Annotated in this window: 22 protein-coding genes, 1 other RNA gene and 2 other annotated features; of the genes, 17 read left to right on the top strand and 6 right to left on the bottom strand. The window is 36.4% G+C overall.

Annotation, left to right across the window (positions count from 1 at the left end):
- Nucleotides 1–108 precede the first annotated feature (108 nt).
- On the top strand, nucleotides 109–2301 hold the full coding sequence (locus tag MKX53_RS10955) for a RelA/SpoT family protein (RefSeq protein WP_340911226.1): 2193 nt from the start codon (nucleotides 109–111) through the stop codon (nucleotides 2299–2301).
- 15 nt (nucleotides 2302–2316) lie between these two features.
- Complete coding sequence (gene dtd / locus MKX53_RS10950) at nucleotides 2317–2754, top strand: D-aminoacyl-tRNA deacylase (protein ID WP_340911223.1); 438 nt, start codon at nucleotides 2317–2319, stop codon at nucleotides 2752–2754.
- Nucleotides 2755–3065: 311 nt separating this feature from the next.
- On the opposite strand, the gene MKX53_RS10945 is transcribed toward dtd, so the two are convergent.
- Nucleotides 3066–4607 carry an SH3 domain-containing protein gene (locus tag MKX53_RS10945; RefSeq protein ID WP_340911221.1) on the bottom strand — a complete coding sequence of 514 codons (1542 nt, stop codon included), beginning with the start codon at nucleotides 4605–4607 and terminating at the stop codon, nucleotides 3066–3068.
- A gap of 113 nt (nucleotides 4608–4720) precedes the next feature.
- Nucleotides 4721–4958: a binding site (T-box leader), on the top strand.
- A 55-nt stretch (nucleotides 4959–5013) separates the two neighbouring features.
- On the opposite strand from MKX53_RS10945, the gene hisS reads away from it, so the two are divergent.
- Nucleotides 5014–6303 carry a histidine--tRNA ligase gene (hisS, locus tag MKX53_RS10940; protein ID WP_340911219.1) on the top strand — a complete coding sequence of 430 codons (1290 nt, stop codon included), beginning with the start codon at nucleotides 5014–5016 and terminating at the stop codon, nucleotides 6301–6303.
- Complete coding sequence (gene aspS / locus MKX53_RS10935; protein ID WP_340832050.1) at nucleotides 6300–8072, top strand: aspartate--tRNA ligase; 1773 nt, start codon at nucleotides 6300–6302, stop codon at nucleotides 8070–8072. Before hisS ends, aspS begins: the two co-directional genes overlap by 4 nt.
- Nucleotides 8073–8837: 765 nt before the next feature.
- Here the strand turns inward: aspS and MKX53_RS10930 are convergent.
- Both MKX53_RS10930 and MKX53_RS10925 read right to left on the bottom strand, forming a co-directional pair.
- Nucleotides 8838–9224 carry a hypothetical protein gene (locus tag MKX53_RS10930; protein ID WP_340911215.1) on the bottom strand — a complete coding sequence of 129 codons (387 nt, stop codon included), beginning with the start codon at nucleotides 9222–9224 and terminating at the stop codon, nucleotides 8838–8840.
- 9 nt (nucleotides 9225–9233) lie between these two features.
- Nucleotides 9234–9437 carry a helix-turn-helix transcriptional regulator gene (locus tag MKX53_RS10925; protein WP_093537085.1) on the bottom strand — a complete coding sequence of 68 codons (204 nt, stop codon included), beginning with the start codon at nucleotides 9435–9437 and terminating at the stop codon, nucleotides 9234–9236.
- 417 nt (nucleotides 9438–9854) lie between these two features.
- On the opposite strand from MKX53_RS10925, the gene MKX53_RS10920 reads away from it, so the two are divergent.
- Nucleotides 9855–10121: a YqhV family protein gene (locus tag MKX53_RS10920; RefSeq protein ID WP_340771425.1), complete on the top strand. Its 267-nt coding sequence runs from the start codon at nucleotides 9855–9857 to the stop codon at nucleotides 10119–10121.
- Between the two features lie 47 nt (nucleotides 10122–10168).
- Here the strand turns inward: MKX53_RS10920 and MKX53_RS10915 are convergent, their stop codons facing one another.
- Both MKX53_RS10915 and MKX53_RS10910 read right to left on the bottom strand, forming a co-directional pair.
- Entirely contained in the window at nucleotides 10169–11410 is a 1242-nt protein-coding gene (locus MKX53_RS10915; protein WP_340911213.1) for an MFS transporter, read from the bottom strand.
- 75 nt (nucleotides 11411–11485) lie between these two features.
- Nucleotides 11486–12112, bottom strand: coding sequence for a LysE family transporter (locus MKX53_RS10910; RefSeq protein ID WP_340911211.1), 627 nt, complete (start codon nucleotides 12110–12112; stop codon nucleotides 11486–11488).
- Nucleotides 12113–12303: 191 nt separating this feature from the next.
- On the opposite strand from MKX53_RS10910, the gene ssrS reads away from it, so the two are divergent.
- The 3 genes from ssrS (at nucleotide 12304) to MKX53_RS10895 (ending at nucleotide 13594) form a co-directional block, all read left to right on the top strand.
- Nucleotides 12304–12488, top strand: a non-coding RNA gene (gene ssrS, locus MKX53_RS10905) — 6S RNA.
- Nucleotides 12489–12577: 89 nt separating this feature from the next.
- Nucleotides 12578–13339, top strand: a complete 762-nt coding sequence (locus MKX53_RS10900; protein ID WP_093537043.1) for a tRNA threonylcarbamoyladenosine dehydratase — start codon at nucleotides 12578–12580, stop codon at nucleotides 13337–13339.
- A 60-nt stretch (nucleotides 13340–13399) separates the two neighbouring features.
- Nucleotides 13400–13594 (top strand): hypothetical protein, encoded by a 195-nt coding sequence (locus MKX53_RS10895; RefSeq protein ID WP_093537044.1) that lies wholly within the window; start codon nucleotides 13400–13402, stop codon nucleotides 13592–13594.
- A gap of 643 nt (nucleotides 13595–14237) precedes the next feature.
- Here the strand turns inward: MKX53_RS10895 and MKX53_RS10890 are convergent.
- The gene (locus MKX53_RS10890; protein WP_340911207.1) at nucleotides 14238–15527 is read right to left on the bottom strand and encodes a replication-associated recombination protein A; all 1290 of its coding nucleotides are present in this window, start codon (nucleotides 15525–15527) and stop codon (nucleotides 14238–14240) included.
- Nucleotides 15528–15662: 135 nt separating this feature from the next.
- Here MKX53_RS10890 and cymR point away from each other — a divergent pair, with 135 nt between their 5' ends.
- The 9 genes from cymR to MKX53_RS10845 all read left to right on the top strand — a co-directional run bounded on the left by cymR (nucleotide 15663) and on the right by MKX53_RS10845 (nucleotide 25740).
- Nucleotides 15663–16085, top strand: a complete 423-nt coding sequence (gene cymR / locus MKX53_RS10885; RefSeq protein WP_093537047.1) for a cysteine metabolism transcriptional regulator CymR — start codon at nucleotides 15663–15665, stop codon at nucleotides 16083–16085.
- Between the two features lie 10 nt (nucleotides 16086–16095).
- Nucleotides 16096–17226, top strand: coding sequence for a cysteine desulfurase family protein (locus tag MKX53_RS10880; RefSeq protein WP_340911204.1), 1131 nt, complete (start codon nucleotides 16096–16098; stop codon nucleotides 17224–17226).
- Nucleotides 17227–17316: 90 nt separating this feature from the next.
- A complete protein-coding gene (mnmA, locus tag MKX53_RS10875; RefSeq protein WP_093537049.1) occupies nucleotides 17317–18429 on the top strand; it encodes a tRNA 2-thiouridine(34) synthase MnmA in 1113 nt (370 codons plus the stop codon).
- 14 nt (nucleotides 18430–18443) lie between these two features.
- Nucleotides 18444–19100 (top strand): tetratricopeptide repeat protein, encoded by a 657-nt coding sequence (locus MKX53_RS10870; protein ID WP_093537050.1) that lies wholly within the window; start codon nucleotides 18444–18446, stop codon nucleotides 19098–19100.
- Between the two features lie 21 nt (nucleotides 19101–19121).
- Nucleotides 19122–21545: an SF1B family DNA helicase RecD2 gene (recD2, locus tag MKX53_RS10865; RefSeq protein ID WP_340911202.1), complete on the top strand. Its 2424-nt coding sequence runs from the start codon at nucleotides 19122–19124 to the stop codon at nucleotides 21543–21545.
- A 36-nt stretch (nucleotides 21546–21581) separates the two neighbouring features.
- Nucleotides 21582–21795 (top strand) — a binding site (T-box leader).
- A gap of 233 nt (nucleotides 21796–22028) precedes the next feature.
- Complete coding sequence (alaS, locus tag MKX53_RS10860) at nucleotides 22029–24662, top strand: alanine--tRNA ligase (protein WP_340911200.1); 2634 nt, start codon at nucleotides 22029–22031, stop codon at nucleotides 24660–24662.
- Nucleotides 24663–24740: 78 nt separating this feature from the next.
- Nucleotides 24741–25007, top strand: a complete 267-nt coding sequence (locus MKX53_RS10855; protein WP_093537053.1) for an IreB family regulatory phosphoprotein — start codon at nucleotides 24741–24743, stop codon at nucleotides 25005–25007.
- Between the two features lie 2 nt (nucleotides 25008–25009).
- Complete coding sequence (gene ruvX / locus MKX53_RS10850; RefSeq protein ID WP_093537054.1) at nucleotides 25010–25429, top strand: Holliday junction resolvase RuvX; 420 nt, start codon at nucleotides 25010–25012, stop codon at nucleotides 25427–25429.
- Between the two features lie 11 nt (nucleotides 25430–25440).
- On the top strand, nucleotides 25441–25740 hold the full coding sequence (locus MKX53_RS10845) for a DUF1292 domain-containing protein (RefSeq protein WP_340911197.1): 300 nt from the start codon (nucleotides 25441–25443) through the stop codon (nucleotides 25738–25740).
- The last annotated feature ends 78 nt before the right edge of the window (nucleotides 25741–25818 follow it).

Raw genomic sequence — 25818 nt, 5'->3', positions numbered from 1 at the left:
GCATTAGGCAAGCTTATTTAGGGTGGACTTTACAAGTCCCTCTTTTTTTTTATACAATATAGCTTATAAACTATTTTAGAAATATAAAACGAAATCAGGTGAATTGGCATGGCAAAAGATCAAGTGAAGACAGCAGAAGATGTGTTTGAAACACTCTTTACTTATATGAATGAAGAGCATGTGAACTTTGTAAAGAAAGCTTACGAATTAGCAGAGCATGCCCATAGAGAACAATTCCGAAATTCGGGTGAACCATATATTCTGCATCCTATTCAAGTAGCTGGTATTCTTGCTGATCTTCAAATGGATCCAGAAACCGTTGCTGCTGGTTTTTTACATGATGTCGTAGAAGATACAGAATATACACGTGATGATATTGTGGAGCAATTTAACGAAGAAGTCGCTTTGTTAGTAGAGGGCGTTACTAAATTAGGTAAGATTAAGTACATGTCCAAAGAAGAACAACAAGCTGAAAATCATCGGAAAATGTTCATAGCAATGGCTCAGGACATTCGTATTATCCTTATTAAGCTTGCGGATCGTTTACATAATATGCGTACTTTGAAACATCTCCCAGAAGAAAAACAACGTAGAATCTCCAACGAAACTTTAGAAATTTTTGCACCTTTAGCGCATAGACTGGGAATTTCCGCTGTGAAATGGGAATTAGAAGATACTTCTTTACGGTATTTAAATCCTCAACAATATTATCGTATTGTTAATTTTATGAAGAAAAAACGTACAGAGCGGGAATCCTATTTAAGTAATGTCATGGAAGATATTAGTAAACAGTTAGCTGAAATGGAAGTGGAAGCTGATATTTCTGGTCGTCCAAAGCATATTTATAGTATTTATCGGAAAATGGTCGTCCAAAACAAACAATTCAATGAAATATATGATTTACTTGCGATGCGTATTATCGTAGATAGTATTAAAGATTGTTATGCTGTTCTAGGAGTTATTCATACGCTATGGAAACCAATGCCTGGTCGTTTTAAAGACTATATTGCTATGCCAAAACAAAATTTATATCAATCATTACATACAACTGTCATTGGCCCTAACGGAGAGCCTTTAGAAGTTCAAATCCGCACAGAAGAAATGCATAATATTGCAGAATTCGGTGTTGCTGCTCACTGGGCTTATAAAGAAGGTAAAAAAGTAGAAGCTGATAAAAAGACAATTGATTCACAATTAACATGGTTTAGAGAAATTTTAGAATATCAACATGAATCTTCGAATGCAGAAGAATTTATGGAATCTTTAAAGTTTGATCTATTCTCTGATATGGTCTATGTTTTCACACCAAAAGGGGATGTAGTAGAGCTTCCGGCTAGTTCGGTTCCAATAGATTTTGCTTATCGAGTGCATTCAGAAGTTGGAAACAAAACTATTGGTGCAAAAGTGAATGGTAAAATGGTGCCACTAGACACGAAACTAAAAACAGGGGATATCATCGAAGTTCTAACTTCCAAACAGTCTTTTGGTCCAAGTAGAGACTGGATTAAAATTGCACAATCATCGCAAGCGAAAAATAAGATCAAGCAGTTCTTTAAGAAACAATTGCGTGATGAGAATGTTATTAAAGGAAAAGAACAAGTAGAGAAAGAGATTAAATCACAAGAATTTGATCTAAAAGAAGTACTAACAGCTGAAAATATAAAGCGTGTATGTGATAAATACGCATTTGCTGGAGAAGAAGATTTATATGCAGCTGTAGGTTTTAATGGTATTACTGCTCAGCAAGTGGTGAATCGTCTAGCAGAAAAAATGCGGAAAATTCGTGATCAAGAAGAAGCTTTAGAGAAAATAACAACTGAAATGCAAACACCAACGGTTAACAAAACAACAGAATCAGGTGTGATTGTTAAGGGAATTGAGAATATGCTCATTCGCTTATCCAGATGCTGTAGCCCAGTTCCAGGTGATGATATCGTCGGATTTATCACGAAAGGTCGTGGGGTTTCGGTCCATCGTGCGGATTGTCCAAATGTACACAACGATGACACAGTTTCCCGTATCATTGAAGTAGAATGGGTACAATCTGACTCTCCAATGAAAAAAGAGTATCAAGTGGACATAGAAGTGTCGGCATACGACCGCTCAGGCTTGTTGAATGAGGTATTACAAGTGGTAAATGAATCTAAAACGAATATTGCTGCAGTGAACGGTAAATCAGAAAATGATATTGCAATTATTCATTTAACCATCCTAATTTCCAATACGGCCCACTTAAATAGGGTAGCCGATCGTATAAAACAATTGCCTGATATATATTCGGTGCAAAGAATTATCAATTAAAGGGAGTTTATTTTCATGAAGGTATTGTTGCAGCGTTGCAAAAATGCAAGTGTGACTGTAGATGGACAAGTTACTGGAAAGATAGAAAACGGTTATTTATTATTAGTTGGTATTACTACAACAGACACTGAAAAAGAAATAAATTATTTAGTGGAGAAAGTGGTAGCTCTTCGTTTATTTGAGGATGCCGAAGGTAAAATGAATCACTCTATAGAACAAGTACAAGGAAGTATTTTGTCAGTTTCCCAGTTCACTTTATATGCGGACACAAGAAAAGGCAGAAGACCAAGCTTTACCGATGCAGCTCGACCTGAAATGGCAAAACCATTATGGGAACTTTTCAATAACAAACTACTAGCAAAAGGGCTAAAAGTAGAAACGGGCGTATTTGGCGCAATGATGGACGTCACGTTTACGAATGATGGTCCAGTAACGATTATGTTAGAAGCTTAAAAAACAAAAAAGTTGTATAAATTACTCTAACTAGGAGTAATTTGTACAACTTTTTTTAAGAATTAGAAAGTATATATTGAATAACATTGTGATTACTGTTAAAGGTTGACGCTTTCCTGGGGTGAGCGATGAGCTATCGCCGTCACTATCTCGTCGTTGTGATAGCTCATCTGATTACAGAACAAAAGTGCTATTGGTTGTGGCAAACGAACGTCACAACCAATAGCACTTTAAAATCACTCGGTAATCATATAGCAAAACGTCTGTCCAAAGCTCATCTAAAACGATAGAAACAGTTTATGACCTAAGAGTTAATCCAACTGAGCATTAAAGTAGTTAATGATGCCATTATAAATGCCGTGTGTCGCTTGTTCTCTATAGTTTTGTGTAGTGACATTCCGTTCTTCAGAAGCGTTACTCAAATAACCTAATTCTATTAATATAGCTTTTTGCTTGTTTTCACGTAATACTAAATAGTCACCCGGCTGGGTCCCTCTATCCTTTAAGGAAATCATATTACCAAGTCCATTATGGACATACGTAGCCAATTCTTTCTGATAACTGTGCATATAATAAGTCGTGAAGCCCCTAATGGAACTATTATCGATAGCATCATAGTGTAAGCTAATAAATGCATCTGCATCTACTTGATGACCAATTGATACTCGTTTTCGAAGATCTACATATTCGTCTGATTCTCTTGTTAAAATTACATTAGCGCCAGCTGCTTGTAATTTGGATGATAATAACTCTGAAGTCATCAACGTAATATCTTTTTCATCCGTTCCAAGTGCCCCGGTTGTCCCGCGGTCATTCCCGCCATGGCCAGCATCGACTACAATAGTCAGACCTTTTAATGTGCCTTTTTTACGATCAGCTTTCTTTTTATCCGTTTTGACTTTGTTTTCGGGATCCTTCTTCACATTAGATGTGGTGGATGACGCTGAAACTACCCAGCTTGCAACATACGCAGTTTGATCACCTACCATAACTTTATACCAATCATTAGTTTTTTCAGCTACTGGAAATGTCGTGCCAGCATCGGCCCTGGTGACTACCTCACTACTAGTAGTACTGTCAGAACGAAGGTTTGTCCCGTTATATAGAATAGTAATAGTGCCATTTTCTTTCTCGGTTCCAGTTGTTGCTGAACTAGAGAAAGTGCCATAAAAACTATACAACCAACCTTTATCGCCATTTTTCAGTTCTACTTGCACCCAGTTATGATTAGAGTTAATAACTGCAAATTGGTCTCCTTTATTAACCTGGCCAATTGTTTTTGATGTTAAATCTGCTTTTGAACGAACGTTTAAGGTATTGACTGAAACCTCAAATATGTTTTTGCCAGAAGGCAAGGACGTATCTTCTTTTATCGTTTGCTCCGTAACAGTAATATAGGATTGATTGACCCATCCTTTTTGACCCTGATAGTCTATTTCTACCCAATCCTCTTGAGATTGATATGCATTTGAAGTATCACCTTCTTTTAATTGACCAATAACTGCAGAAGAAGTAGTAGGTTCGGTACGGACATTCAATTGATTTACTTTAGACACAATCTGCTTATTACTTAATTTAAGCGATTCTTTCGTTGTGTACCAACTAGCAACCCATCCAGTAGTGCCTCCAAAATTAATTTGAAGCCAATCATTTTCTTTCCCTATTATGTCTAACTTGTCGTTTTTTGTAACGGAGCCAATCGTGTCATATGTAAGACCTGGACCTGTTCGTACTTTTAAAGATGCGACATTAACAGTCACTTCATTCTCCTGTGCATCAGCTTGTACGTATGGTAGAAGTAGTAATGTAGATAAAAAAATAACAGTTATTCTATGTATTATTTTAGTGTTCATTGGATCACCTCTATACCCATTGTAAATAGTCTTAGCTAAAAATTCTACCTTTTCTTCAAAAGGGTTGACTTATTTGTCGTACGTCATTAAGATAAAGTATAATCAAAAACTAAAACAAACCGATGACCGAAAAAGTAGCTGTCTAAAACGGATGACAAGAGAAGGAAAGACGTGGCTGAAATCTTTCCTACATACGCATTCAGTGAACAACATTCGAGAGGATTTTTGTCGAAAGAGATTTTTCTTTAGTAGGCAGAAACGGAACTGGCCGTTATCCAGAATTGAGAGGGTCAATATTTTTGACCAACTAGGGTGGAACCGCGGAAGCTTATATAAGCTCTCGTCCCTTGCTATTTTTAGCAGGGGATGAGGGCTTTTTTATATGTTATTGAAAGGGGCAGTTACCATGGATATTAAAGTACCAAGAGGAACACAAGACATCTTGCCATCAGAAACAGGCAAGTGGCAAGCAGTTGAAGAACTAATTAGAGAACAATGTAGAATGTATCAGTATAAAGAGATTAGAACCCCTGTTTTTGAACATACTGAATTATTTACTAGAAGTGTTGGAGATACAACGGATATCGTTCAAAAAGAAATGTATACATTCCAAGACAGAGGGAATCGATCGCTTACATTGCGACCAGAAGGTACAGCGTCTGCGGTAAGAGCATTTGTAGAACATAAAATGTTTGGTTACGCAGATCAGCCAGTGAAACTTTACTATATGGGACCAATGTTCCGTTATGAACGACAACAGGCAGGAAGATATCGCCAATTTGTACAGTTTGGAATAGAAGCAATAGGAAGTGCAGATCCTGCAATTGATGCGGAAGTTATTTCATTGGCAATGTCTGTCTATCAAAAGGCAGGTTTAAAAAAGCTTAAGTTAGTGATTAATTCACTTGGAGATACAGATAGCAGAGTGTCACATAAAACTGCACTAGTTAGTCACTTCGAGCCACATATAGCAGAGTTTTGTTCAGATTGTCAAAATAGATTACAAAAAAATCCACTTCGAATATTGGATTGTAAAGTAGATCGAAATCATCCGTTAATGGAAACAGCCCCTTCTTTGGCAGATTTTCTAAATGAAGAATCTGCTGCTTACTTCGATAAAGTGAAGGAATACTTATCAATCTTAAATATCCCATTTGAAATAGATCCTAACTTGGTACGTGGTTTGGATTATTATAACCACACGGCATTTGAAATTATGAGCGCTGCCGAAGGATTTGGGGCAATCACTACACTAGCAGGTGGCGGAAGATACAACGGACTTGTAGAAGAGTTAGGTGGACCAAATGCTCCTGGCATCGGATTTGCTATGAGTATTGAGAGACTGTTGTTAGCTATTGAGGCAGAAAACAATGAGTGGTCTGAACAATCGACTCTAGACGTATATGTGATTGGATTAGGGGAAGCTGCTAAGAAAAAAGCAGTCGAATTGACTTATCAACTAAGACAGCAAAAAATCACAGCTGAGATGGATTATTTAGAACGTAAAATGAAAACACAAATGAAGTCTGCTGATCGCTTAGGAGCAAAATATGTAATTGTAATTGGTGATGATGAATTAGAAAAAGAAAGTGTTATGTTAAAGGATTTGGCAACTGGCACTCAAAACTTAGTTCCTTTGAGTGCATTAATAGATCAAATCAAAACTAGTTCAACACAGTTGGAGGCAGAGGAATAATGAAAAGAACACATACAAGTGGGCAATTAAACGAACAACAAATCGGTGAAACAGTCCAACTAATCGGGTGGGTACAAAAACGAAGAGATTTAGGTGGATTAATATTTGTGGATCTACGTGATCGTACAGGGCTAGTGCAAGTGGTCTTTAATCCTGAGATTTCCGAATCAGCTATTCAAATCGCAGATAAATTGCGTAATGAATTTATCGTTGAAATTACAGGTGCAGTAGTTGCTAGAGCAGCCAATCAAGTAAACAAAAATATTTCTTCCGGGGCAATTGAAGTACATGCAACGGAAGCTCGCATCATTAATGAATCAAAAAACCCTCCTTTTGCGATAGAGAACCAAACGGACGTCGGAGAAGATATCCGTTTAAAATATCGCTACTTAGACCTAAGAAGACCAGTAATGTACGATACATTCAAAATGCGCTCAGATATTACTAAAACAGTAAGACGCTTCTTAGACGAAGAAGGATTTTTAGAAGTAGAAACACCAATTTTAACTAAGTCTACCCCTGAAGGAGCACGTGACTATTTAGTACCAAGTCGTGTCCATGATGGAGAATTTTACGCACTTCCTCAATCACCACAGTTATTTAAACAGTTATTAATGGTTGGTGGATTTGAAAAATACTATCAAATTGCTCGCTGTTTCCGTGATGAGGATTTACGTGCGGATCGTCAACCAGAATTCACACAAATAGATATGGAGATGAGTTTCCTATCAATGGATGAAATATTGGAAATGAACGAACGTATGATGAAAAAAATTATGAAGGACGTTAAAAACGTTGATGTTACTATCCCGTTCAACCGGATGAACTATGATGAGGCGATGAATCGCTTTGGATCAGACAAACCCGATGTTCGTTTTGGTCTAGAACTAGTAGATCTTTCGGAAATAGTGAAAGATAGTTCGTTCAAAGTGTTCTCATCCGCAGTGGAAACAGGAGGACAAGTTAAAGCGATAAATGTTAAAGGTGCTGCAGCCAATTATTCTCGAAAAGATATAGATGCTCTTGGAGAATTTGTTGGTGTTTATGGCGCCAAAGGACTTGCTTGGTTAAAAGTGGACGAAGAAGGATTGAAGGGTCCTATTGCTAAGTTTTTCGAAGGAGAAGCAGCAACGAGCCTTATCCAAGCATTAGAGGCAACAACTGGAGATTTATTAGTATTTGTCGCAGACCAAACATCTGTGGTGGCAGATGCATTAGGAGCTTTACGTTTAAAACTCGGAAAAGAACTTGATTTAATCGATGAGTCACGCTATGAATTCTTATGGGTTGTGAACTGGCCATTATTTGAATATGACGAAAAAGAAGGTCGTTACTATGCAGCGCATCATCCTTTCACAAGACCTTTTGATGAAGACCTTGCATTAATGGATACAGATCCAAGTAAGGTACGTGCGCAAGCTTATGACTTAGTGTTAAATGGTTATGAATTGGGCGGAGGCTCTTTACGTATTTATTCGAGAGAAGTTCAAGAAAAAATGTTCGAAATACTTGGATTTTCAGAAGAAGAAGCTAGAGCTCAATTTGGCTTCCTAATGGATGCTTTCGAATATGGAACACCTCCACACGGCGGAGTTGCATTTGGATTAGATAGATTGGTAATGCTTCTTTCTGGTAGTACAAATCTACGTGATACAATTGCATTCCCGAAAACAGCAAGTGCAAGTGATTTGTTAACATCAGCACCTAGCGCAGTAGCAACGGCTCAGTTAGATGAGTTAAGCCTGAGCTTAAAATTAAAAAATAAGTAAATTTCAAAAGGATTTCTCGTGACACTAGTCATGAGGAATCCTTTTTTATCTTGGCTATATTAAAATTAGGATTGTTTAAAGATGCTCATAAAAAAATGAACTGGAAAATCTATTTCCAAGTTCATTTTTACTTGTCTTTTTTAACTAAGCACCCTTTTAAAATTACTTCAATTGTTGAAATCCCATTAGTCTACTAGAATACTTCCAACATATTGAGCTATCCCAATACTTGAAATGAGATTTACTTCGATTTAATATTCACCTGTTTCATTGGGAAAATTAAATTCTTTAAGTCTATTTACATCTAATTGTATTTTAGTAATTTACTTAACGTTAACGTGACTTTAAATACATTCAAAAAAATTCTTTTATTTTGTATGGTTATTTCGATTGTCTCTTTTAAAAAACCTGTCTGTCATCAGCAATAATATACACCCTACCAAAATCATGCTGGCAAAAAATATTTGTTGGATGTCCTCGCCCCATCTAGTCAAAATTGTATAGACTTGAAAGATACTCAAGAGTAAGAGTCCCACTTTTAATGGCAAAGTTTTTATTTTCATGTTTAACACCCATTTCTTGTAATTACTAAAATGCTCGTTACTTCTATAAGAAAAAAGGGCGTACTCCTTTGTGAAGTAAAGCACCCGTTAATGAAATAAGTTACTAGATCAGTTCTACTCACAACCAACAAATCAAATTTTCTTCACTATAGCAAACTCAAACTGCATATTCTTTAATCCCGAGATATGCGGTTTTGTCTCATTATTGTCTTCTAACAACTAGTGTTCCAATGACTAATAAAAAAAATAGGATTAATAAATATATACTTAAAGCACCTAATTCAATTGTTTCTGTTCCAAAAGCAATAAGTAAACAAACAATTAACATGCTTCCAAATAGAACTATATACAATGATATTGCATAGAAGTTTTTAATATTTATCCATGTTCTTTCATCAATATCAGGTATATTATGCTTCTTTCGGCTTTCACGGAATTTGATCGTTCCAAGAACAATACCTACACCTACAACCGAACCAATAATTCCTGCAATCATAGTTCCAACAGGTAAATCTGGGACCATCAAACTACCCAAGTAAAAACCGATACTCATTGAAAAAATCAGTGTACAGACTATGATGATTTGCAAATTTTCATGTTATTCCTCCTCTAAAGTAAATATTTCATCCAAGGTTATATCAAAATATTTTATCAACTTGAGTGCCAGCTCCAAGCTTGGATTATACTTATGATTCTCTACCGCGTTAATCGTTTGTCTTGTAATTTGTAAATCTTCTGCCATTTGAATTTGGCTAATCCCTTTTGCTAGACGTATCTCTTTAATTCTGTTTTTTACTTTCAAATCCAACTAACTTCCTCTCGGGATGATGTAAAGATATCTTTACCTTTAGTATAAAACAAAAAAACATTGATGTAAAGATATCTTTACATCAATGTTTCCAACTTTTCATTATGTAACTAAATTGCCTCGTTCGTCTAGTGAACACTTTCAACTTTATAGGGGACAAGTTCTATATATTCATTAACGAGTTATCAACTTTTTCTTTGAACAGAGCATTCAGTGGGCTTGTGATGGACATCCAAACGCCATTAAGTTATCGAGAAAAGAGAGGGTGATCATAGATCTGGAAAAGTTTAAAATTAATGCGGCTTGGGATTTTCTTGTGAATATATTTTAGTTGATATATATAATATTTAAGCAGTATACATATAATCTCAATAGTACATATTCTTTTAGTAAAGAGGGGTAGAAGAACTGATTATTGAGAAGGCGTTATTATTTATTATTATACTTAGGTTACTTTCTGGGAGTATTGAGTTATCTGCAGCAATGCTTATGATTAAATTTAATGATTTAGAAAAAGCATTTTATATTAACTCCTTACTAGCTTTAGTAGGACCGATCGTTTTAATCGTAACAACTGGAATTGGTTTAACAGGCTTATCTGAAAAAATTTCCTTAACTAGAATGGTCTGCTTATTTGCGGGGATATTACTTATTCTTTATAGTTTAAAATCAAATTGAATTTTAAAAATGGACTGGTTAGCTTAATGCTTCCCAGTCCATTATATTTATGCCTTATGATTTTGCCCTTCAATTTCATCTACTTTTATCATTTTCAACGCTATGAAAAAAAGAACAATTCCTATTGCGCCAGCAATAATATAACTAATATTGAGATAATTTTTCATAACTAGTGACATGATTGGTGGACCAGCTGCAACTCCGATGAATCTTGCTGAGCTATAGAAGGAAGAGATGGTACCACGCTCTTCTTTTTTTATATTTTCCGTTATGAGTGCATCTAACACTGGTAGCAAAGCGCCGATCGCAATACCCATTATACTCGTAACGATCAATAATAGAATTAGTTTGTCTTTAGTAAATCCTATAAATGCTACACTGATTGACATAACAACTAAACAAATCATTGTCATTTTTTTCATAGTAGAAACATTACCCTTAATGTTACGGCCGGTTATATATGAAGCAATACAAAGCATCAGAAGTGGAATAGCTATCACAAAACCTTTTTTTACTCCTTTTATATCATGTGTTTTTTCAAGCATTTCGGATAAGAAAAACAAAACGGCGAATAATAGAAGCATAACAAAAGCACCATTTATAAATACAGTAAAAAGCCATTTACTTTCCTTCTTGAATGTCTTTTTAGTATTACTTAGAAAGTCTTTAAACTTTACTGGCTCATCTTTTTCCTTTGGTACTTTTACAAAGAAAAATATCATGACAATAGAAATTAAACTAAAGACCGAAATGGAGAAGAAAGGTAAAAACCATAATACTGCTGCTAAAACAGATCCCAGAATTGGGCTTAAAACTTTGCCGAAAGTATTAGAGGTTTCAATAAGGCCGAGACAGGAACTGGTTTTTTCATCATCATCTTTATATAAATCTCCGACGAGTGGCAATACGATTGGCATTGCACCAGCCGCACCTATACCTTGAAGAATTCTTCCAATAATAATCCAAAAAAACGGGTCATCTATTTTCCAAGAAGCAAAACCAGCGATAAGACCCCCGATTAAAGCTAGTATAAGGCTAGGTAAGATGACAATTTTTCTTCCAAAACGATCGGAAAGATAACCTGCTACAGGTATAAGAAAAATAGCTGCAATGGAATAACTAGTAATAATCATGCTTGACTGAAAAGAACTGATACCTACTTTCTTTTCTAAAACAGGCAAAATAGGTATAAGCATAGAATTACCCAGAGTCATGACGAGTGGAATAGAGGCCATACTGATAACACACCATATACTTACATTGTCAGTTTGATTGTTATTCTTTGTCATTTGCATACCACACCTCAACTAATAATCTTTAAGGTATGATTTCCTTTGCGTGTTACAATATACGTCAAAAGTTTTTTAAAATAGTGCATGAAATGCTTGGATACCAAAATAGATACCGAAGCCTATCATACACAAAGAAGAAATGAATGAAACAGCTTTTAATACCGAAGTGGAAAGTAGGTTTCGTGAACTACTTGAAAAGAAAGCCATAAGGAAATCGACTAGCGCGATACCAAGTAAAATAGCAATACTAATAATAATCGTTTCGATTCCAGAAATTTCACCACCGCCACTAACTAAAATAGATCCATAAATACCTAACCAAAATAAAATAGTCAACGGATTTAAAAAAGCCATTAGTATACCTGCCAGAAGTGAGTGACGTAAACGAACAATTTTACGGAATTTAGGATCCATAGAAATATTATTTATAGTCAGTAAATTTTCGATGCCCGTGTACATAAGTACAAAAAAACCAAAACTCCATAAAAATATTCGCATATACGGGGAATCAATAAATTGACCTACACCAAAATAAACCATGAACATATAAATTATGTCGGTTAAGATGGCACCAATTCCAAAAAACCATGCATGAAAAAAGCCGTTTTTGATACCAGTATTTAAGAGTGTAGCTTTAACAGGTCCTATTGGTGCTGCCAGGGATATCCCTAATAAGAAATATGTACTTAAGGAATTCATTCATGTCCTCCATTTTTGTTATATGAAGCATCATATTCGAGATGGACTAACCTTACGACTGAAGGTGCAAAATTTAATTTTAGGAGAAGTATAGACTGATAATTCTATTTACCTATTATTCAGAATAGTACGAAAATATGGCGATAAAATGATTGAAGTTTTATAATTCATATGCTATTATCTAAATAACACGAATCCTGATGTGTTCGCAATTTGCCAATCAGTTTTGACCGAACAATTTTATCGTTGGGAGTCTAACTTTTATTATGAATGACATGCCCTTAATCGGGACGCCAAGATTAATAAAGAGGACACCCACCTGCATCTTGCGGGTTCAAAACGATACGCTCTATTTGTCGGCACAATTGGGATTCGTATCATTTTTTCAATATCCTCTGGCGCATCTGCTGGAGGTTTTTTCTTGGGATTTAATCCTACTAATCTGATTTATATGGAGTGTTTTTTATGTTACATCAATTTTCTAGAAATGAACTTGCGGTAGGGAAGCAAGGTGTGGAATTACTGAAAGATACAACAGTAGCCATCTTAGGTGTAGGGGGAGTTGGATCCTTCGCGGCAGAAGCATGCGCCAGAAGTGGTGTTGGTCGTATTATTTTAGTAGATAAAGATAATGTAGACATTACTAATATTAACCGCCAATTAGTAGCTTACATATCGACAATAGGTCGATCAAAATCTGAAGTGATGAAAGAGCGTATTGCTGACATTAATCCAGAATGTGAAGTAATCGATATGCATATGTTTTATACGGAAGAAACGTTTGAACAATTTTTTGCGATGAATATAGATTATGTTATTGATGCGTCAGATACAATTATTTATAAAATTCATTTAATGAAAGAATGTTTAAAACGTAATATCAAAATTATTTCAAGTATGGGTGCTGCTAACAAAACAGATCCTACTCGTTTTAAAATTGTCGATATTTCTAAAACTCATACAGACCCTATTGCAAAAGTGATACGTACAAAGTTACGAAAAGAAGACCGCATTACAAAAGGTATACCAGTTGTGTTTTCGGATGAGAGTCCTATTGTTGTGAGAGAAGACGTAGTAGAAACGGTTGGTAAGCCAGAAGCAACTATTAGAAAAGCAAAAATGCCACCGTCTTCCAATGCATTTGTTCCTTCTACAGTAGGTTTAATATGTGCAAGCTGGGTTATAAATGACATTACAAAAGATATTCATATTACACGCGTACAGTAATTGCTTGAAGTTTTTTCCTGATGACTTATACTTAATGTATATATAAAGGAGGGAAATACGATGACTGAAACAAATAACCAAGAAACACCTAAAAAGAAAATGACCCTTCAAGAAGCTGTAAAGCAAAAACTTGAAGACAAAAAGAATCAAGCTGCAGGTGGTAAAACTTCCCTTAACGGTTCTACAGGAAATCAGAAAATGAAAAGCCAACAAACTAAAAAGGTAAGTAATACAAGACGCAAAATGGGTGTTTAATCCATAAAAAATCCAGTCCCTTTCTTAAGGGGACTGGATTTTTTAAAGATTAAGAAAGAATATAAAATTGGACTTAAAAGAATGGGAATACTGTGATTTCCGTTACAGGTGGGCGCGTTTCGCGGGGTGAGCGATGAGCTATCACCGTCGCTAGCGCGTCGCTGTGATATCTCATCTGTCTCACTCATCCCGCAGAAGTCGCCACCTTTCACTTCAATCAATTATGTAGGTAGTACTCAACAACAAGATAGAGCATAGCTTATCATGTGGATAAAAAGAGTAGTCAAAGTTAATCTAGGGATTAAACAGTCTGCGTAGTATTGGGCTATTATTCTGTAACGTAGAATGTAGAAAATGGATTTTCTTTTATATGAGTCCCTTTCAGCCTTACTTATTTTAAGATGAAACATATATATTTAGGCGGTTTTATATCCAATTTTCCGATCAGATTGAGTGGATCTAATTGATTGGAGCGCAGTGTGGCGACTCCAGTGGGAACAGCGCGAGCTGAAGACCCTGGACTGAGCGTAGCGAGGGAAGCGGCTGAAGCCGTGCCCACGGAAAGCGTCCGCTCTTCGCTCCAATCAATGGCCTATCTACGCTTTTATTTTTTACGGACTGGGCGCCTTTATGCCCGATTATCTCATTTTTTTTCTGTTTTAAAATTCTCTAATCTTTTGTAAATAGCAGCCAATCGTTTTTCTTCACCAGCTTCGATCGGTTTATAAAACGAACTTCCTACTAAATTGTCTGGCAAATAGGTTTGATTGACCCAACCCCCAAACGTCCCGATTTTATAATCATGCGGATAAATATATCCGCCATGACCTAAATCTGCAGCTCCTGCATAATGTGTATCTTTCAAATGACTTGGAATATCGCCTGTTTTCCCCTGATGAATACTTGCTATTGCGGCATCTAAAGCGGAATATGCAGAATTGGATTTCTCCGACAGACACATGAGTACTATTGCGTTAGCTAATGGAATTCTTGCTTCTGGTAACCCTAAACGTTCAGCGGATTGAATAGCGGCTAATACTTGTGGTCCTACTGATGGATTAGCTAGGCCGATGTCTTCATAACTCATCACGAGTAAACGTCTGGATACAGCTACTAAATCACCATTTTCTAATAGATGTGCCAAATAGTATAGTGCCGCATCAGTATCACTACCACGGACAGATTTCTGTAAAGCTGATAGTAGGTTGTAAAAATGAGAACCTTTTTTATCCCCAAAAACTCCTACACGATCCACAAGACTTTTCAATGTGGAATCCTCCACAATGGTTACACCATTTTCTTCAAAACTTGCAAAAATAGTAGATTCTAAAAGAGTTAAAGCTTTTCTGGCATCTCCGTTTGCTGAATCGGCTATTAGTTTTCTTTGTTGCTCTGTTATTTGAATGTTCTGTTGACCAAGTCCTTTTATGTTATCTTCCAAAGCTCTCATTAAAAGTAAATCTATATCATCGGTTGTTAGTCTTTTGAGTTGTTTGATCTCTCCACAACGTGACCTGATCGCTGGGTTTACATCATGATAGGGATTTTCTGTTGTTGCACCGATTAAAATAATCGATCCATTTTCCACGTGGGGAAGCAATGTATCTTGTTGTAACTTGTTAAAACGATGAATTTCGTCTAAGAACAAAATAACTTTTCCGCTAATACGTGCATCAGCTACTACATCTTCCACGTCTTTTTTTCCAGCTTTAGTGGCATTCAACGCAACAAAGGGTAATTTTGTCGTACCTGCAATAGCAAATGCAAGAGATGTTTTGCCAACTCCAGGATCGCCGTATAAAAGCATAGAGGGAACATGTCCGTTTTTTATCATTTTATATAAAGCTGTGTTTTCTCCAACAACATGCTGTTGTCCAGCTAGTTCATCAATAGTTTGAGGTCTCATCCGATATGCTAAAGGTTCATTTTGCAAAATGATCTCTCCTTTTTCGTACGTTTGTTCTTTTATTATATAGAAGATTGTCTAAAAAGTCATTTTGAAGTCGATATAGTGTGTAATTATGCTATACTAGGGAAAGAATTTTTTAATCTTATGAGGTGAATTATATTGAAATTTTCAACAAAAGGAAGATACGGTTTAACAATTATAGTAGCTCTAGGAAAGCAGTACGGAGAAGGTCCGATTGCACTTAGACAAATTGCTGCTGAATATAATTTATCTGAAGCGTATTTAGAGCAGATTGTATCACCTCTTAGAAACGCAGGAATTGTGAAGAGTGTAAGAGGGGCATACGGTGGTTATATGCTTTCAAAAACACCTAGTGAAATAACTGCAGGAGATGTTATTCGCGTATTGGAAGGACCAATTCAAATCGTTGAGGGAATTGAAGAGGAAGCCCCGCCACAGCGTGAGTTGTGGATGCGTATTCGAGACGCTGTAAAAAATGTGCTAGATACAACTACAATAGAAGATTTAGCAAAATATACGGAAGAAAATCCAGAGAACCCTGGATATATGTTTTATATATAAGGAGTTTATAATGACTAGAATATATTTGGATCATGCAGCCACATCACCAATGGCCGAGGAAGTAATCGAAGTCTATACAGCTGAAATGAAAGAAGTGTTTGGTAATCCATCTAGTATTCATCAAACTGGAAGAAAAGCCAGAAAAAAAGTCGATGATGCAAGAACAATTTTAGCTAAAAGTATTGGAGCCCATGAAACAGAAATTACCATAACTAGTGGAGGCACAGAAGCAGATAATTACGCTGTTTTTGGAACTGCTTACGCTAGAAAAAACGAAGGTAACCATATAATTACAACTCAAATTGAGCATCATGCGGTTCTTCACGCTTGTGAGCAGCTTGAAAAAGATGGTTTTGAAGTAACTTATCTTCCAGTCGATAAAAATGGATTGATCAGTATCAATGACTTGAAAAATTCACTAAGAGAAGATACTATTTTAGTTTCCGTTATGTATGCAAATAATGAGGTAGGGGTTATTCAACCAATCGTGGAAATTGGTGAATTATTGAAAGATCATCCTGCCTATTTCCATACAGATGCTGTTCAAGCATATGGTAGTTTATCTATTGACGTGATTACATCCCATATAGATTTATTGAGTGTTTCCAGCCATAAGATAAATGGACCAAAAGGAATAGGTTTCTTATATCAAAGAAAAGGTATCTTGTTAAAACCTATTTTTTATGGAGGACAGCAGGAACGAAAAAAACGGGCGGGTACCGAAAATGTACCGGCTATTGTTGCATTTGCAAAGGCAGTTCAATTGAAACAAACAACTTTTACAAATGGCAACTTAGAATATAATCAGTTAAAACAAGTTTTTCTATCTGAATTGGAAAGACTTAAAGTTCCTTTTCAGGTTAATGGTTCTCAGGAATCAGTGCTTCCTCATGTGGTAAATATTAGTATCCCTAATACAGATGTGGAAACTTTTTTAGTGCAATTAGATTTAGCTGGTATTGATGCTTCAAGTGGATCGGCTTGTACAGCAGGTTCTATCGATCCATCCCATGTACTAGTTGCGATGTATGGGGGAAGTACACCCGAGTTACGAAATTCGGTTCGTTTTAGCTTTGGATTGAATAATACGGAAGAACAAGTGTTGGAAGCGGCAAACAAAATAAGCAAGATAGTATTATAGAACAAACCCATCTAAAAGTTTAACTTCATTTAGTTTGAGTTTGTCTATTACTACATGATGTTAAAGATTTTAGCGAAATGAGTGAATACAATGAAAAAAATAGAAGATACACGAGTAGTAGTTGGAATGTCTGGCGGGGTAGACTCGTCTGTTGCAGCATACTTACTGAAAGAACAAGGCTATGATGTAATCGGCATTTTCATGAAAAACTGGGATGACACCGACGAATTCGGGATGTGTACAGCAACCGAAGATTATGAAGACGTGATAAAAGTTTGCAATCAAATAGGTATTCCTTATTATGCAGTAAACTTTGAAAAACAATATTGGGATAAAGTTTTCACGTACTTCTTAGAAGAATATAAAGCAGGTCGAACTCCCAACCCAGATGTAATGTGTAATAAAGAAATTAAATTTAAAGCGTTCTTAGAGCATGCATTAGCTCTAGGAGCAGATTATTTAGCAACAGGTCACTATGCGCAAGTAGAGGTGCGTGATGGACAAACTCGTATGCTACGTGGAAGAGACAACAATAAAGATCAAACTTATTTCTTAAATCAATTAAATCAAGAACAATTAGAAAAAGTGATGTTCCCAATTGGGCACTTAGAAAAGAAAAAAGTCCGTGAAATTGCATTAGAGCAAGGTCTTGCTACTGCAACTAAAAAAGATTCCACGGGTATTTGTTTTATCGGGGAAAGAAATTTCAAAGAATTCTTGAGCCAATATCTTCCTGCTCAACAAGGTGCTATGGAAACGATGGATGGGAAAGTAATGGGACAACATGATGGTTTAATGTATTACACAATTGGACAACGTCATGGTCTTGGAATCGGTGGTTCAGGGGATCCCTGGTTTGTAATTGGAAAAGATTTGGACAGAAATGTCCTGTTAGTTGGACAAAACATTAACAATGACGCACTGTTTTCTACTAGCCTAACTGCAACTGATTTATCTTTTACGACTACATTAGAAAAGCCACAATCTTTTAAAGCAACTGCGAAATTCCGTTATCGTCAAGAGGATATAGGTGTGTTTGTAGAATTGATAGATAATAACCGAGTGAGAGTTATATTTGATGAGCCAGTTCGCGCAATAACACCAGGACAAGCGGTTGTGTTCTATCAAGGCGATGAATGTCTAGGTGGAGCTACAATTGATGAAGTATTCAAAGATGGTCTTAAACTGGATTATGTCGGATAACTGGAGGTAATAGTATGGATTACAATGAATTAGGAATTCAAGCTATACAAGAAGAAAATTATGAAAAAGCAGTAGAGCTTTTTACGAAAGCAATTGAAGAAAATCCAAATGAGGCAATTGGTTATATTAACTTTGGAAATCTTTTATCGTCTATGAACGAAGATGAGCGAGCAGAGAAGTTTTTCCAAAAAGCAATTACTTTAGATGAAGGTGCAGCAACAGCCTATTATAGTCTTGCAAATCTTTACTACAATGCCGAGCGATTTGCGGAAGCTGCAAAGCTATATGAAAAAGCTATTGCAACTGGAATTGAAGGACCGGATGCCTACTATATGCTTGGGAAAAGTCTTGAAAAAGAAGGGTTAACAAAGCTTTCTCTACCATATTTACAAAGAGCTTCGGAGCTAGCTCCTGAAGATATACAAATTAAATTATCTTATGGTATTGCCCTTGCTAGTTTAGAGATGTTCGAACAAGCAGAACCTGTCTTTAAAGAAATAGTGCAGTTAGATGCCGAAAACGCAGATGCTCACTATAATCTGGGTGTATTATATGCAGTTTCAACTTCTGACACTGAAGCTGCATTATCTCATTTAAAAGAAGCTTTTACTTTACAACCCAATTATGATCAAGCACGCTATGTGTACGACATGATTTCCCTACGAAATTAATGAAACTCTGGAGGCGGTAGTATGACCAACGAAATAAATAATGAAAAGCAATTTATTACGGGTCGTCCTATCGTTTCGATTTTTCATAACCCTCAAAACTTATTCTCTATCATCAAATTGAAAATAAAATCCACTAACACTACCTACACAGAAAAAGAAGTAATTGTATCTGGTTATTTCCCTCCGTTAGTACTTGAAGAACCATACAAATTCATTGGTTATATTAAAAATCATCCGAAATATGGCGTGCAATTTCAAGTGGAAACATTCCAAAAAGAAGTACCAGCGACAGAACAAGGAATTATTCATTATCTTTCCAGTGATATGTTCACAGGGATTGGACGCAAAACTGCTGAACTAATTGTGAAAAAGCTAGGCACAAATGCCATTAACAAAATATTAGAGGACCCGCAGGCCTTAGATGTAGTTCCTCGCCTTTCAGAAGATAAAAAAGTGACGCTACGTGCAGTTCTGGAACAAAATTTAGGCTTGGAAAAAGTAATGATTCAACTCAATGAATGGGGATTTGGTCCTCAGATTGCTATGAAAATATATCAAGCATATCGAGAAGAAACACTTGCTGTGCTTACGAAGAATCCATTCCGTCTAATTGAAGAGGTAGAGGGAGTAGGTTTTGTTCGAGCAGATGAGCTCGGCTATAAATTAGGGATTAAAGGAAACCATCCAGATCGTATTAAAGCAGCAATCTACCATTTGCTTCAAACAGCTTCCTTAGGGGAAGGTCATGTATTTCTTTATGCAGAGCAATTATTGGAATCTGTTAAAAAGCTACTAGAAAATGCTCAGCATGAAGAAATTCCTTATGATGCGATTACTAAATGCTGTATTGAACTTGCAGAAGAAAATCGTATTGTCGGAGAAGTGAATCGTTTTTATATACCGTCTTTATATTATTCAGAAGTTGGCATTGGTTCCAAAATCGAAACCCTACTAGCCGAAAATGACACGCATCATCAGTTTCCTTTAGCAGAGATGAAAAAGCATCTTGGAGGTATCGAAGAACGTCTAGGTGTCCAATATGCTCCAACACAGATCAATGCGATTGAAACGGCATTAAATGCAAGTATGACCTTACTTACTGGAGGTCCTGGTACGGGTAAAACTACGGTAGTTCGAGGAATCGTTGAACTATATGCAGAACTACATGGACTGTCTCTGGATCCAAAAGAATGGTTGAAAGACAAGAAACCATTTCCGGTAGTATTAGCCGCTCCAACGGGTAGAGCAGCCAAGCGTCTAAGTGAATCGACAGACTTGCCAGCGATGACTATTCACCGGCTATTAGGCTTTACTGGTCAAGAGGATTCGGATGTGGAAGGAAAAGAAATCGAAGGCAAACTAATTATTATTGATGAAACTTCTATGTTAGATACATGGTTAGGACATCAGCTCTTAAAAGCAATTCCAAAAGATGCTCAAGTTATTTTTGTAGGAGACCAAGATCAACTTCCGCCAGTAGGACCAGGTCAGGTATTAAAGGATTTACTTGCCTCCAATCGAATCCCTACTGTAGAACTAAAGGATATTTATCGCCAGGCTGAAGGATCATCGATTATAGAGCTTGCTCATGAGATGAAACAAGGAACGGTTCCCGCATCCTTATTAGACAAAACAAAGGATCGTTCGTTCATTAAGGCTTCTACAGAGCAAATCCCAAAAGTAGTAGAGCAAGTACTGAAAAGTGCATTATCCAAAGGACTTTCCATTCGAGATATGCAAGTATTAGCTCCTATGTATAGAGGTCCTGCAGGTATTGACGCGCTTAATAAAATGATTCAAGAAATGGTCAACCCAAATACGGATGGAAAACGAAAAGAAATGATTTTTGGGGAAACTATTTATCGTATTGGGGATAAGGTGCTTCAACTCGTCAATCAACCAGAAAGTCATGTATTTAATGGCGATATGGGAGAAGTTATTAGTATATTTAAAGCTGCAGAAACAGTCGAGAAAAAAGAGATGCTAATTGTGTCATTTGATGGTAATGAAGTAACCTATGAAAAAAATGATTTAAATCAGCTGACACTTGCTTATTGCTGCTCCGTTCATAAGTCACAAGGTAGTGAATTTCAAACGGTTATTATGCCTATCACGAGAAGCTATATGAAAATGTTAAGACGAAATTTACTGTATACAGGAATTACGCGCGCTAAAAACTTCCTTATTCTTTGTGGGGACCCAGAAGTATTTAAGTTTGGAGTAGAGCGAACGGATGATCTTCAACGATTGACTACATTAAAAGATCGTTTAACGCATACAGAAGAAGCAGAACCCGCAGAAGAGAAAGAGTTAAAAAGTGATACTGAAACTAAAGCGAATCAAACAGATTTGACCTGTTTAACTGCAGAGAATTATCATGTAGTTGACCCTCTAATAGGGATGAATGGTGTCACTCCGTATCAATTTATGGACACAGACAATTGACACAAGCCCATTTGTTTTTTATAATCAATTGCATATAGTAAAATGTTGACGGAGAAAGTACTAATTGTTATCTGACTAGAAATGGATTCCTTGGCTGAAAGAATTCACTGACCTAACAAATAGGAAAGCTACTCCTGAGTGCAGTTAAAACCTGTCGTATGGCCGCGTTAAGGCTTCTTGAGAGACATAAGTAGAATTATCTACTGTGTAACTAGGGTGGTACCGCGAAACAATAGCTTTCGTCCCTTTTTTAGGGATGAGGGCTTTTTTTATTGTTTTGGTTTTTAGATATCACTTGTGAAGTGATTGGGAGTACTCGCGGTCGAAGATAGTTTGCTGGCGAAATGGGATTTATAAAAAAAATTATTGCTTTTAGTTTTTCGTCTCGAGCGAAAACTACCTTCTAGAGTAGCCGTCTCTTAATGTCAGCATTAAATTAAATCTTTAAAGTTTACTAATACAAATCATTAGGAGGAACTAAACATGAAACAATTAACAGGTGCTCAAATTAGACAAATGTATTTAGACTTTTTTATCGAAAAAGGACATTCCCAGGAACCATCAGCTCCACTTGTACCAATCAATGACCCGTCATTACTATGGATAAATAGTGGTGTAGCAACACTTAAAAAGTATTTTGATGGACGTGTAGTACCTGAAAATCCACGTATTACAAATGCGCAAAAGTCTATTCGTACAAATGATATTGAAAACGTTGGGAAGACAGCAAGACATCATACTTTCTTTGAAATGCTAGGCAACTTTTCTATTGGAGACTACTTTAAAAAAGAAGCGATCCAGTATGCATGGGAGTTTTTAACGGATGCAAAGTGGATGGCATTTGAACCAGAAAAATTATCTATTACGATTCATCCCGAGGACGAAGAAGCATATAATATTTGGAAGGATGAAATTGGAATTCCGGAAGAGAGACTTATTCGTTTGGAAGGGAACTTCTGGGATATTGGGGAAGGTCCAAGTGGTCCGAACTCAGAGATTTTCTATGATCGTGGAGAAAGCTATGGTAATGACCTAAACGATCCTGAATTATATCCAGGTGGAGAGAACGACCGGTATTTAGAGATTTGGAATTTAGTGTTCTCTGAATTCAATCACAATCCAGATAATACGTATACTCCTTTACCAAAACAAAATATTGATACTGGTATGGGCCTAGAGCGTATTACAAGCGTAGTACAAGATGTGCCAACAAATTTTGATACTGATTTGTTTATGCCAATTATCCGTCAAACTGAACACATTTCTGGGAAGTCATATCGTGCAAATGATGTGGATGATACGGCATTCAAAGTAATTGCTGACCATGTTCGTACAGTAGCTTTTGCTATTGGTGACGGTGCATTACCATCCAATGAAGGTAGAGGTTATGTCCTTAGAAGATTACTTCGTAGAGCAGTTCGTTTCGCAAAACAATTAGGGATTGAAAAACCATTCCTACATGAGCTCGTTCCAGTAGTTGGAGAAATTATGCAAGACTTCTACCCAGAAGTAACAGAAAAACAAGATTTCATCATGCGTGTTATGAAAAATGAAGAAGAAAGATTCCATGAAACACTTCATGACGGCCTAGCTATATTGGAAAAGGTTATCGAGGAACAGCAATCAAAAGGGGAATCTTACATCCCAGGAACGACTACTTTCACTCTATACGACACGTACGGTTTCCCAATTGAATTAACGGAAGAATATGCAGAAGAGGCGAATATGACCGTCGACCACGAAGGCTTCAAATCAGAAATGGAAGCACAACGTTCTCGAGCTCGTGCAGCACGTCAAAATATAGATTCTATGCAGGTACAGTCGGAAGTGTTTAGCAATTTACATGATGAAAGTGAATTTGTTGGATACGATACGATGAGTGTTGCTACTAAAGTTACTTCGATTGTTCGTGATCAAGTATTAGTCAAATCAGCTCATGAAGGCGAAGAAGTTAAAGTAGTATTAACGCAAACACCTTTCTACGCTGAAAGTGGCGGGCAAATTGCCGATCATGGAGTTATTCAAAATGATACATTTAAAGGATACGTAAAAGATGTGCAAAAAGCTCCCAATGGACAAAATCTCCACACAGTAGTTATTGAATCAGGAGAAATTATTACAGATGCAGAAGTAATGGCAACTGTAGATAATTCACTTCGTGGACATACGATTAAAAATCATTCTGCTACACATATTTTACATCAGGCGCTAAAAGACGTATTAGGAACGCATGTAAACCAAGCGGGTTCATATGTTGGTCCAGATCGTTTACGTTTTGACTTCTCTCATTTTGGACAAGTTACAAAAGAAGAAATTGAACAAATAGAACGTATAGTAAATGAAAAAGTGTGGGATAATATCCCGGTAGTTACCGGATACCATAATATTGATGAAGCAAAACAAATGGGTGCAATGGCCTTATTCGGTGAAAAATATGGTGATATAGTAAGAGTGGTGAAAATGGGAGATTTCTCATTAGAACTATGTGGTGGTATTCACGTCCAGAACACCTCTGAAATAGGAATCTTTAAAATCCTTTCTGAAAGTGGGATTGGAGCAGGAACAAGACGTATAGAAGCGGTAACTGGTAAAGGTGCTTTCGAAATATTAAAAGAAGAAGAGCAAATGTTAAATGAAGCAGCAAATTTACTAAAAGCACAACCTAAAGATTTAGTGAATAAAGTTACTCAAACACTTCAAGAGCTAAAAAATGTTCAAAAAGACAATGAGTCTCTTTCAGCGAAAATTGCCAATAGCCAAGCTTCATCCGTTCTGTCATCGGCACAAAAAGTAAATGATATAACTGTATTATCCGTAAAAGTAGACGCTAAAGATAACAATCAATTACGCCAAATGATGGATGATTTAAAACAAAAGCTTGAAAAAGCGGTAATTGTTTTAGGTGCAATCGATGGGGATAAAGTCATGATTACAGCAGGCGTAACAAAAGATATAGTTGGTGGTAACTATCATGCAGGGAATATCGTCAAACTAGTGGCAGAGCAATGTGGAGGTAAAGGTGGAGGTCGTCCGGACTTCGCAATGGCTGGTGCTAAAGATACAAGTAAATTAGAAGCAGCTTTAAGTTCTGTAGTAGAATATATTAAATCTGTTTAAACTTTTTCCAAAATAGGGTATACTAATACAATAGGTACATTAGTTTACTCACTTAAAAAAGAAAGCGAGGTGCTGATCATGAGCTCATTTGATAAAACGATGAAATTTAATTTCCCTGAAGAATCGATGGAACAAGAAGTAAAACATGTGATGGTACAAGTTCACTCTGCACTAGAAGAAAAAGGGTATAATTCTATCAATCAAATTGTAGGCTATTTATTGTCAGGTGATCCAGCTTATATTCCTCGCCATCAAGATGCACGAAATATGATTCGAAAACTTGAACGAGATGAAATATTAGAAGAACTGGTAAAGTTCTATATTAAGAAAAATAATGAGGCTTAATGATGCGAATTATGGGGTTAGATGTTGGTTCTCGTACTGTTGGAGTAGCAATCAGTGATGCATTTGGTTGGACTGCACAAGGTATAGAAACAATAAAAATACATGAAGAAAGCTTAGAGTTTGGTCTGGAACGAATTGATGAACTCGTAAAAGAGCATAATGTAACAGAATTTGTTGTTGGATTTCCAAAAAACATGAATAATTCTATTGGTCCACGTGCTGAGGCATCCGAACAATATGCTAAGCTATTAACCGAGAAATATCATTTCCCAGTAACTTTATGGGATGAACGATTGACAACGATGGCTGCAGAACGTATGTTAATAGATGCTGATGTGAGCCGTAAGAAGCGTAAGTTAGTGATCGACAAGATGGCCGCTGTAATGATTTTACAAGGCTTTCTTGATAGAAAAAATAGATGAGGTGACTACAAATGGACCACGGTCAAGAAAATATTACAATTGTAGATGAAAATGGAAATGAACAACTTTGTAACGTGCTATTTACATTTGAATCTGATGAATTTGAAAAATCATATGTACTTTATTATCCAATCGGTGCAGAAGAAGATGAAAATGAAGAAATCGAAATTCATGCATCATCATTTACTCCAAATGAAGATGGAGAAGACGGAGAATTACTTCCAGTCGAGTCCGATGCTGAATGGGATATGATCGAAGAAATGTTAAGTACATTTTTAGATGAACAAGAAGACGAAGAAGACGAAGAATAAGACTATCTATTCAGGTGGATGAGGGAAGCCTCATTCACCTTTTTCTTTGTTTAATTGTTCTGTACATAATTAGCTATT

Origin of the sequence: Psychrobacillus sp. FSL K6-4615, from assembly GCF_038008225.1 — a bacterium.
In the GTDB taxonomy this organism is placed as follows: domain Bacteria; phylum Bacillota; class Bacilli; order Bacillales_A; family Planococcaceae; genus Psychrobacillus; species Psychrobacillus psychrotolerans.
The sequence above is the reverse complement of the archived record's forward strand: the minus strand, read 5'-3'. Positions and strand labels throughout refer to the sequence as shown.

Bases quoted from the DNA above. Each gene is read 5' to 3' on its own strand.
- MKX53_RS10955 (WP_340911226.1), top strand. From the start codon at position 109: ATGGCAAAAGATCAAGTGAAGACAGCAGAAGATGTGTTTGAAACACTC.
- mnmA (WP_093537049.1), top strand. From the start codon at position 17,317: ATGAAAAAAATAGAAGATACACGAGTAGTAGTTGGAATGTCTGGCGGG.
- hisS (WP_340911219.1), top strand. From the start codon at position 5,014: ATGGATATTAAAGTACCAAGAGGAACACAAGACATCTTGCCATCAGAA.
- MKX53_RS10900 (WP_093537043.1), top strand. From the start codon at position 12,578: ATGTTACATCAATTTTCTAGAAATGAACTTGCGGTAGGGAAGCAAGGT.
- MKX53_RS10895 (WP_093537044.1), top strand. From the start codon at position 13,400: ATGACTGAAACAAATAACCAAGAAACACCTAAAAAGAAAATGACCCTT.
- MKX53_RS10855 (WP_093537053.1), top strand. From the start codon at position 24,741: ATGAGCTCATTTGATAAAACGATGAAATTTAATTTCCCTGAAGAATCG.
- MKX53_RS10880 (WP_340911204.1), top strand. From the start codon at position 16,096: ATGACTAGAATATATTTGGATCATGCAGCCACATCACCAATGGCCGAG.
- MKX53_RS10945 (WP_340911221.1), bottom strand. From the start codon at position 4,607: ATGAACACTAAAATAATACATAGAATAACTGTTATTTTTTTATCTACA.
- ruvX (WP_093537054.1), top strand. From the start codon at position 25,010: ATGCGAATTATGGGGTTAGATGTTGGTTCTCGTACTGTTGGAGTAGCA.
- MKX53_RS10910 (WP_340911211.1), bottom strand. From the start codon at position 12,112: ATGAATTCCTTAAGTACATATTTCTTATTAGGGATATCCCTGGCAGCA.
- dtd (WP_340911223.1), top strand. From the start codon at position 2,317: ATGAAGGTATTGTTGCAGCGTTGCAAAAATGCAAGTGTGACTGTAGAT.
- MKX53_RS10915 (WP_340911213.1), bottom strand. From the start codon at position 11,410: ATGACAAAGAATAACAATCAAACTGACAATGTAAGTATATGGTGTGTT.
- recD2 (WP_340911202.1), top strand. From the start codon at position 19,122: ATGACCAACGAAATAAATAATGAAAAGCAATTTATTACGGGTCGTCCT.
- MKX53_RS10845 (WP_340911197.1), top strand. From the start codon at position 25,441: ATGGACCACGGTCAAGAAAATATTACAATTGTAGATGAAAATGGAAAT.
- MKX53_RS10870 (WP_093537050.1), top strand. From the start codon at position 18,444: ATGGATTACAATGAATTAGGAATTCAAGCTATACAAGAAGAAAATTAT.
- alaS (WP_340911200.1), top strand. From the start codon at position 22,029: ATGAAACAATTAACAGGTGCTCAAATTAGACAAATGTATTTAGACTTT.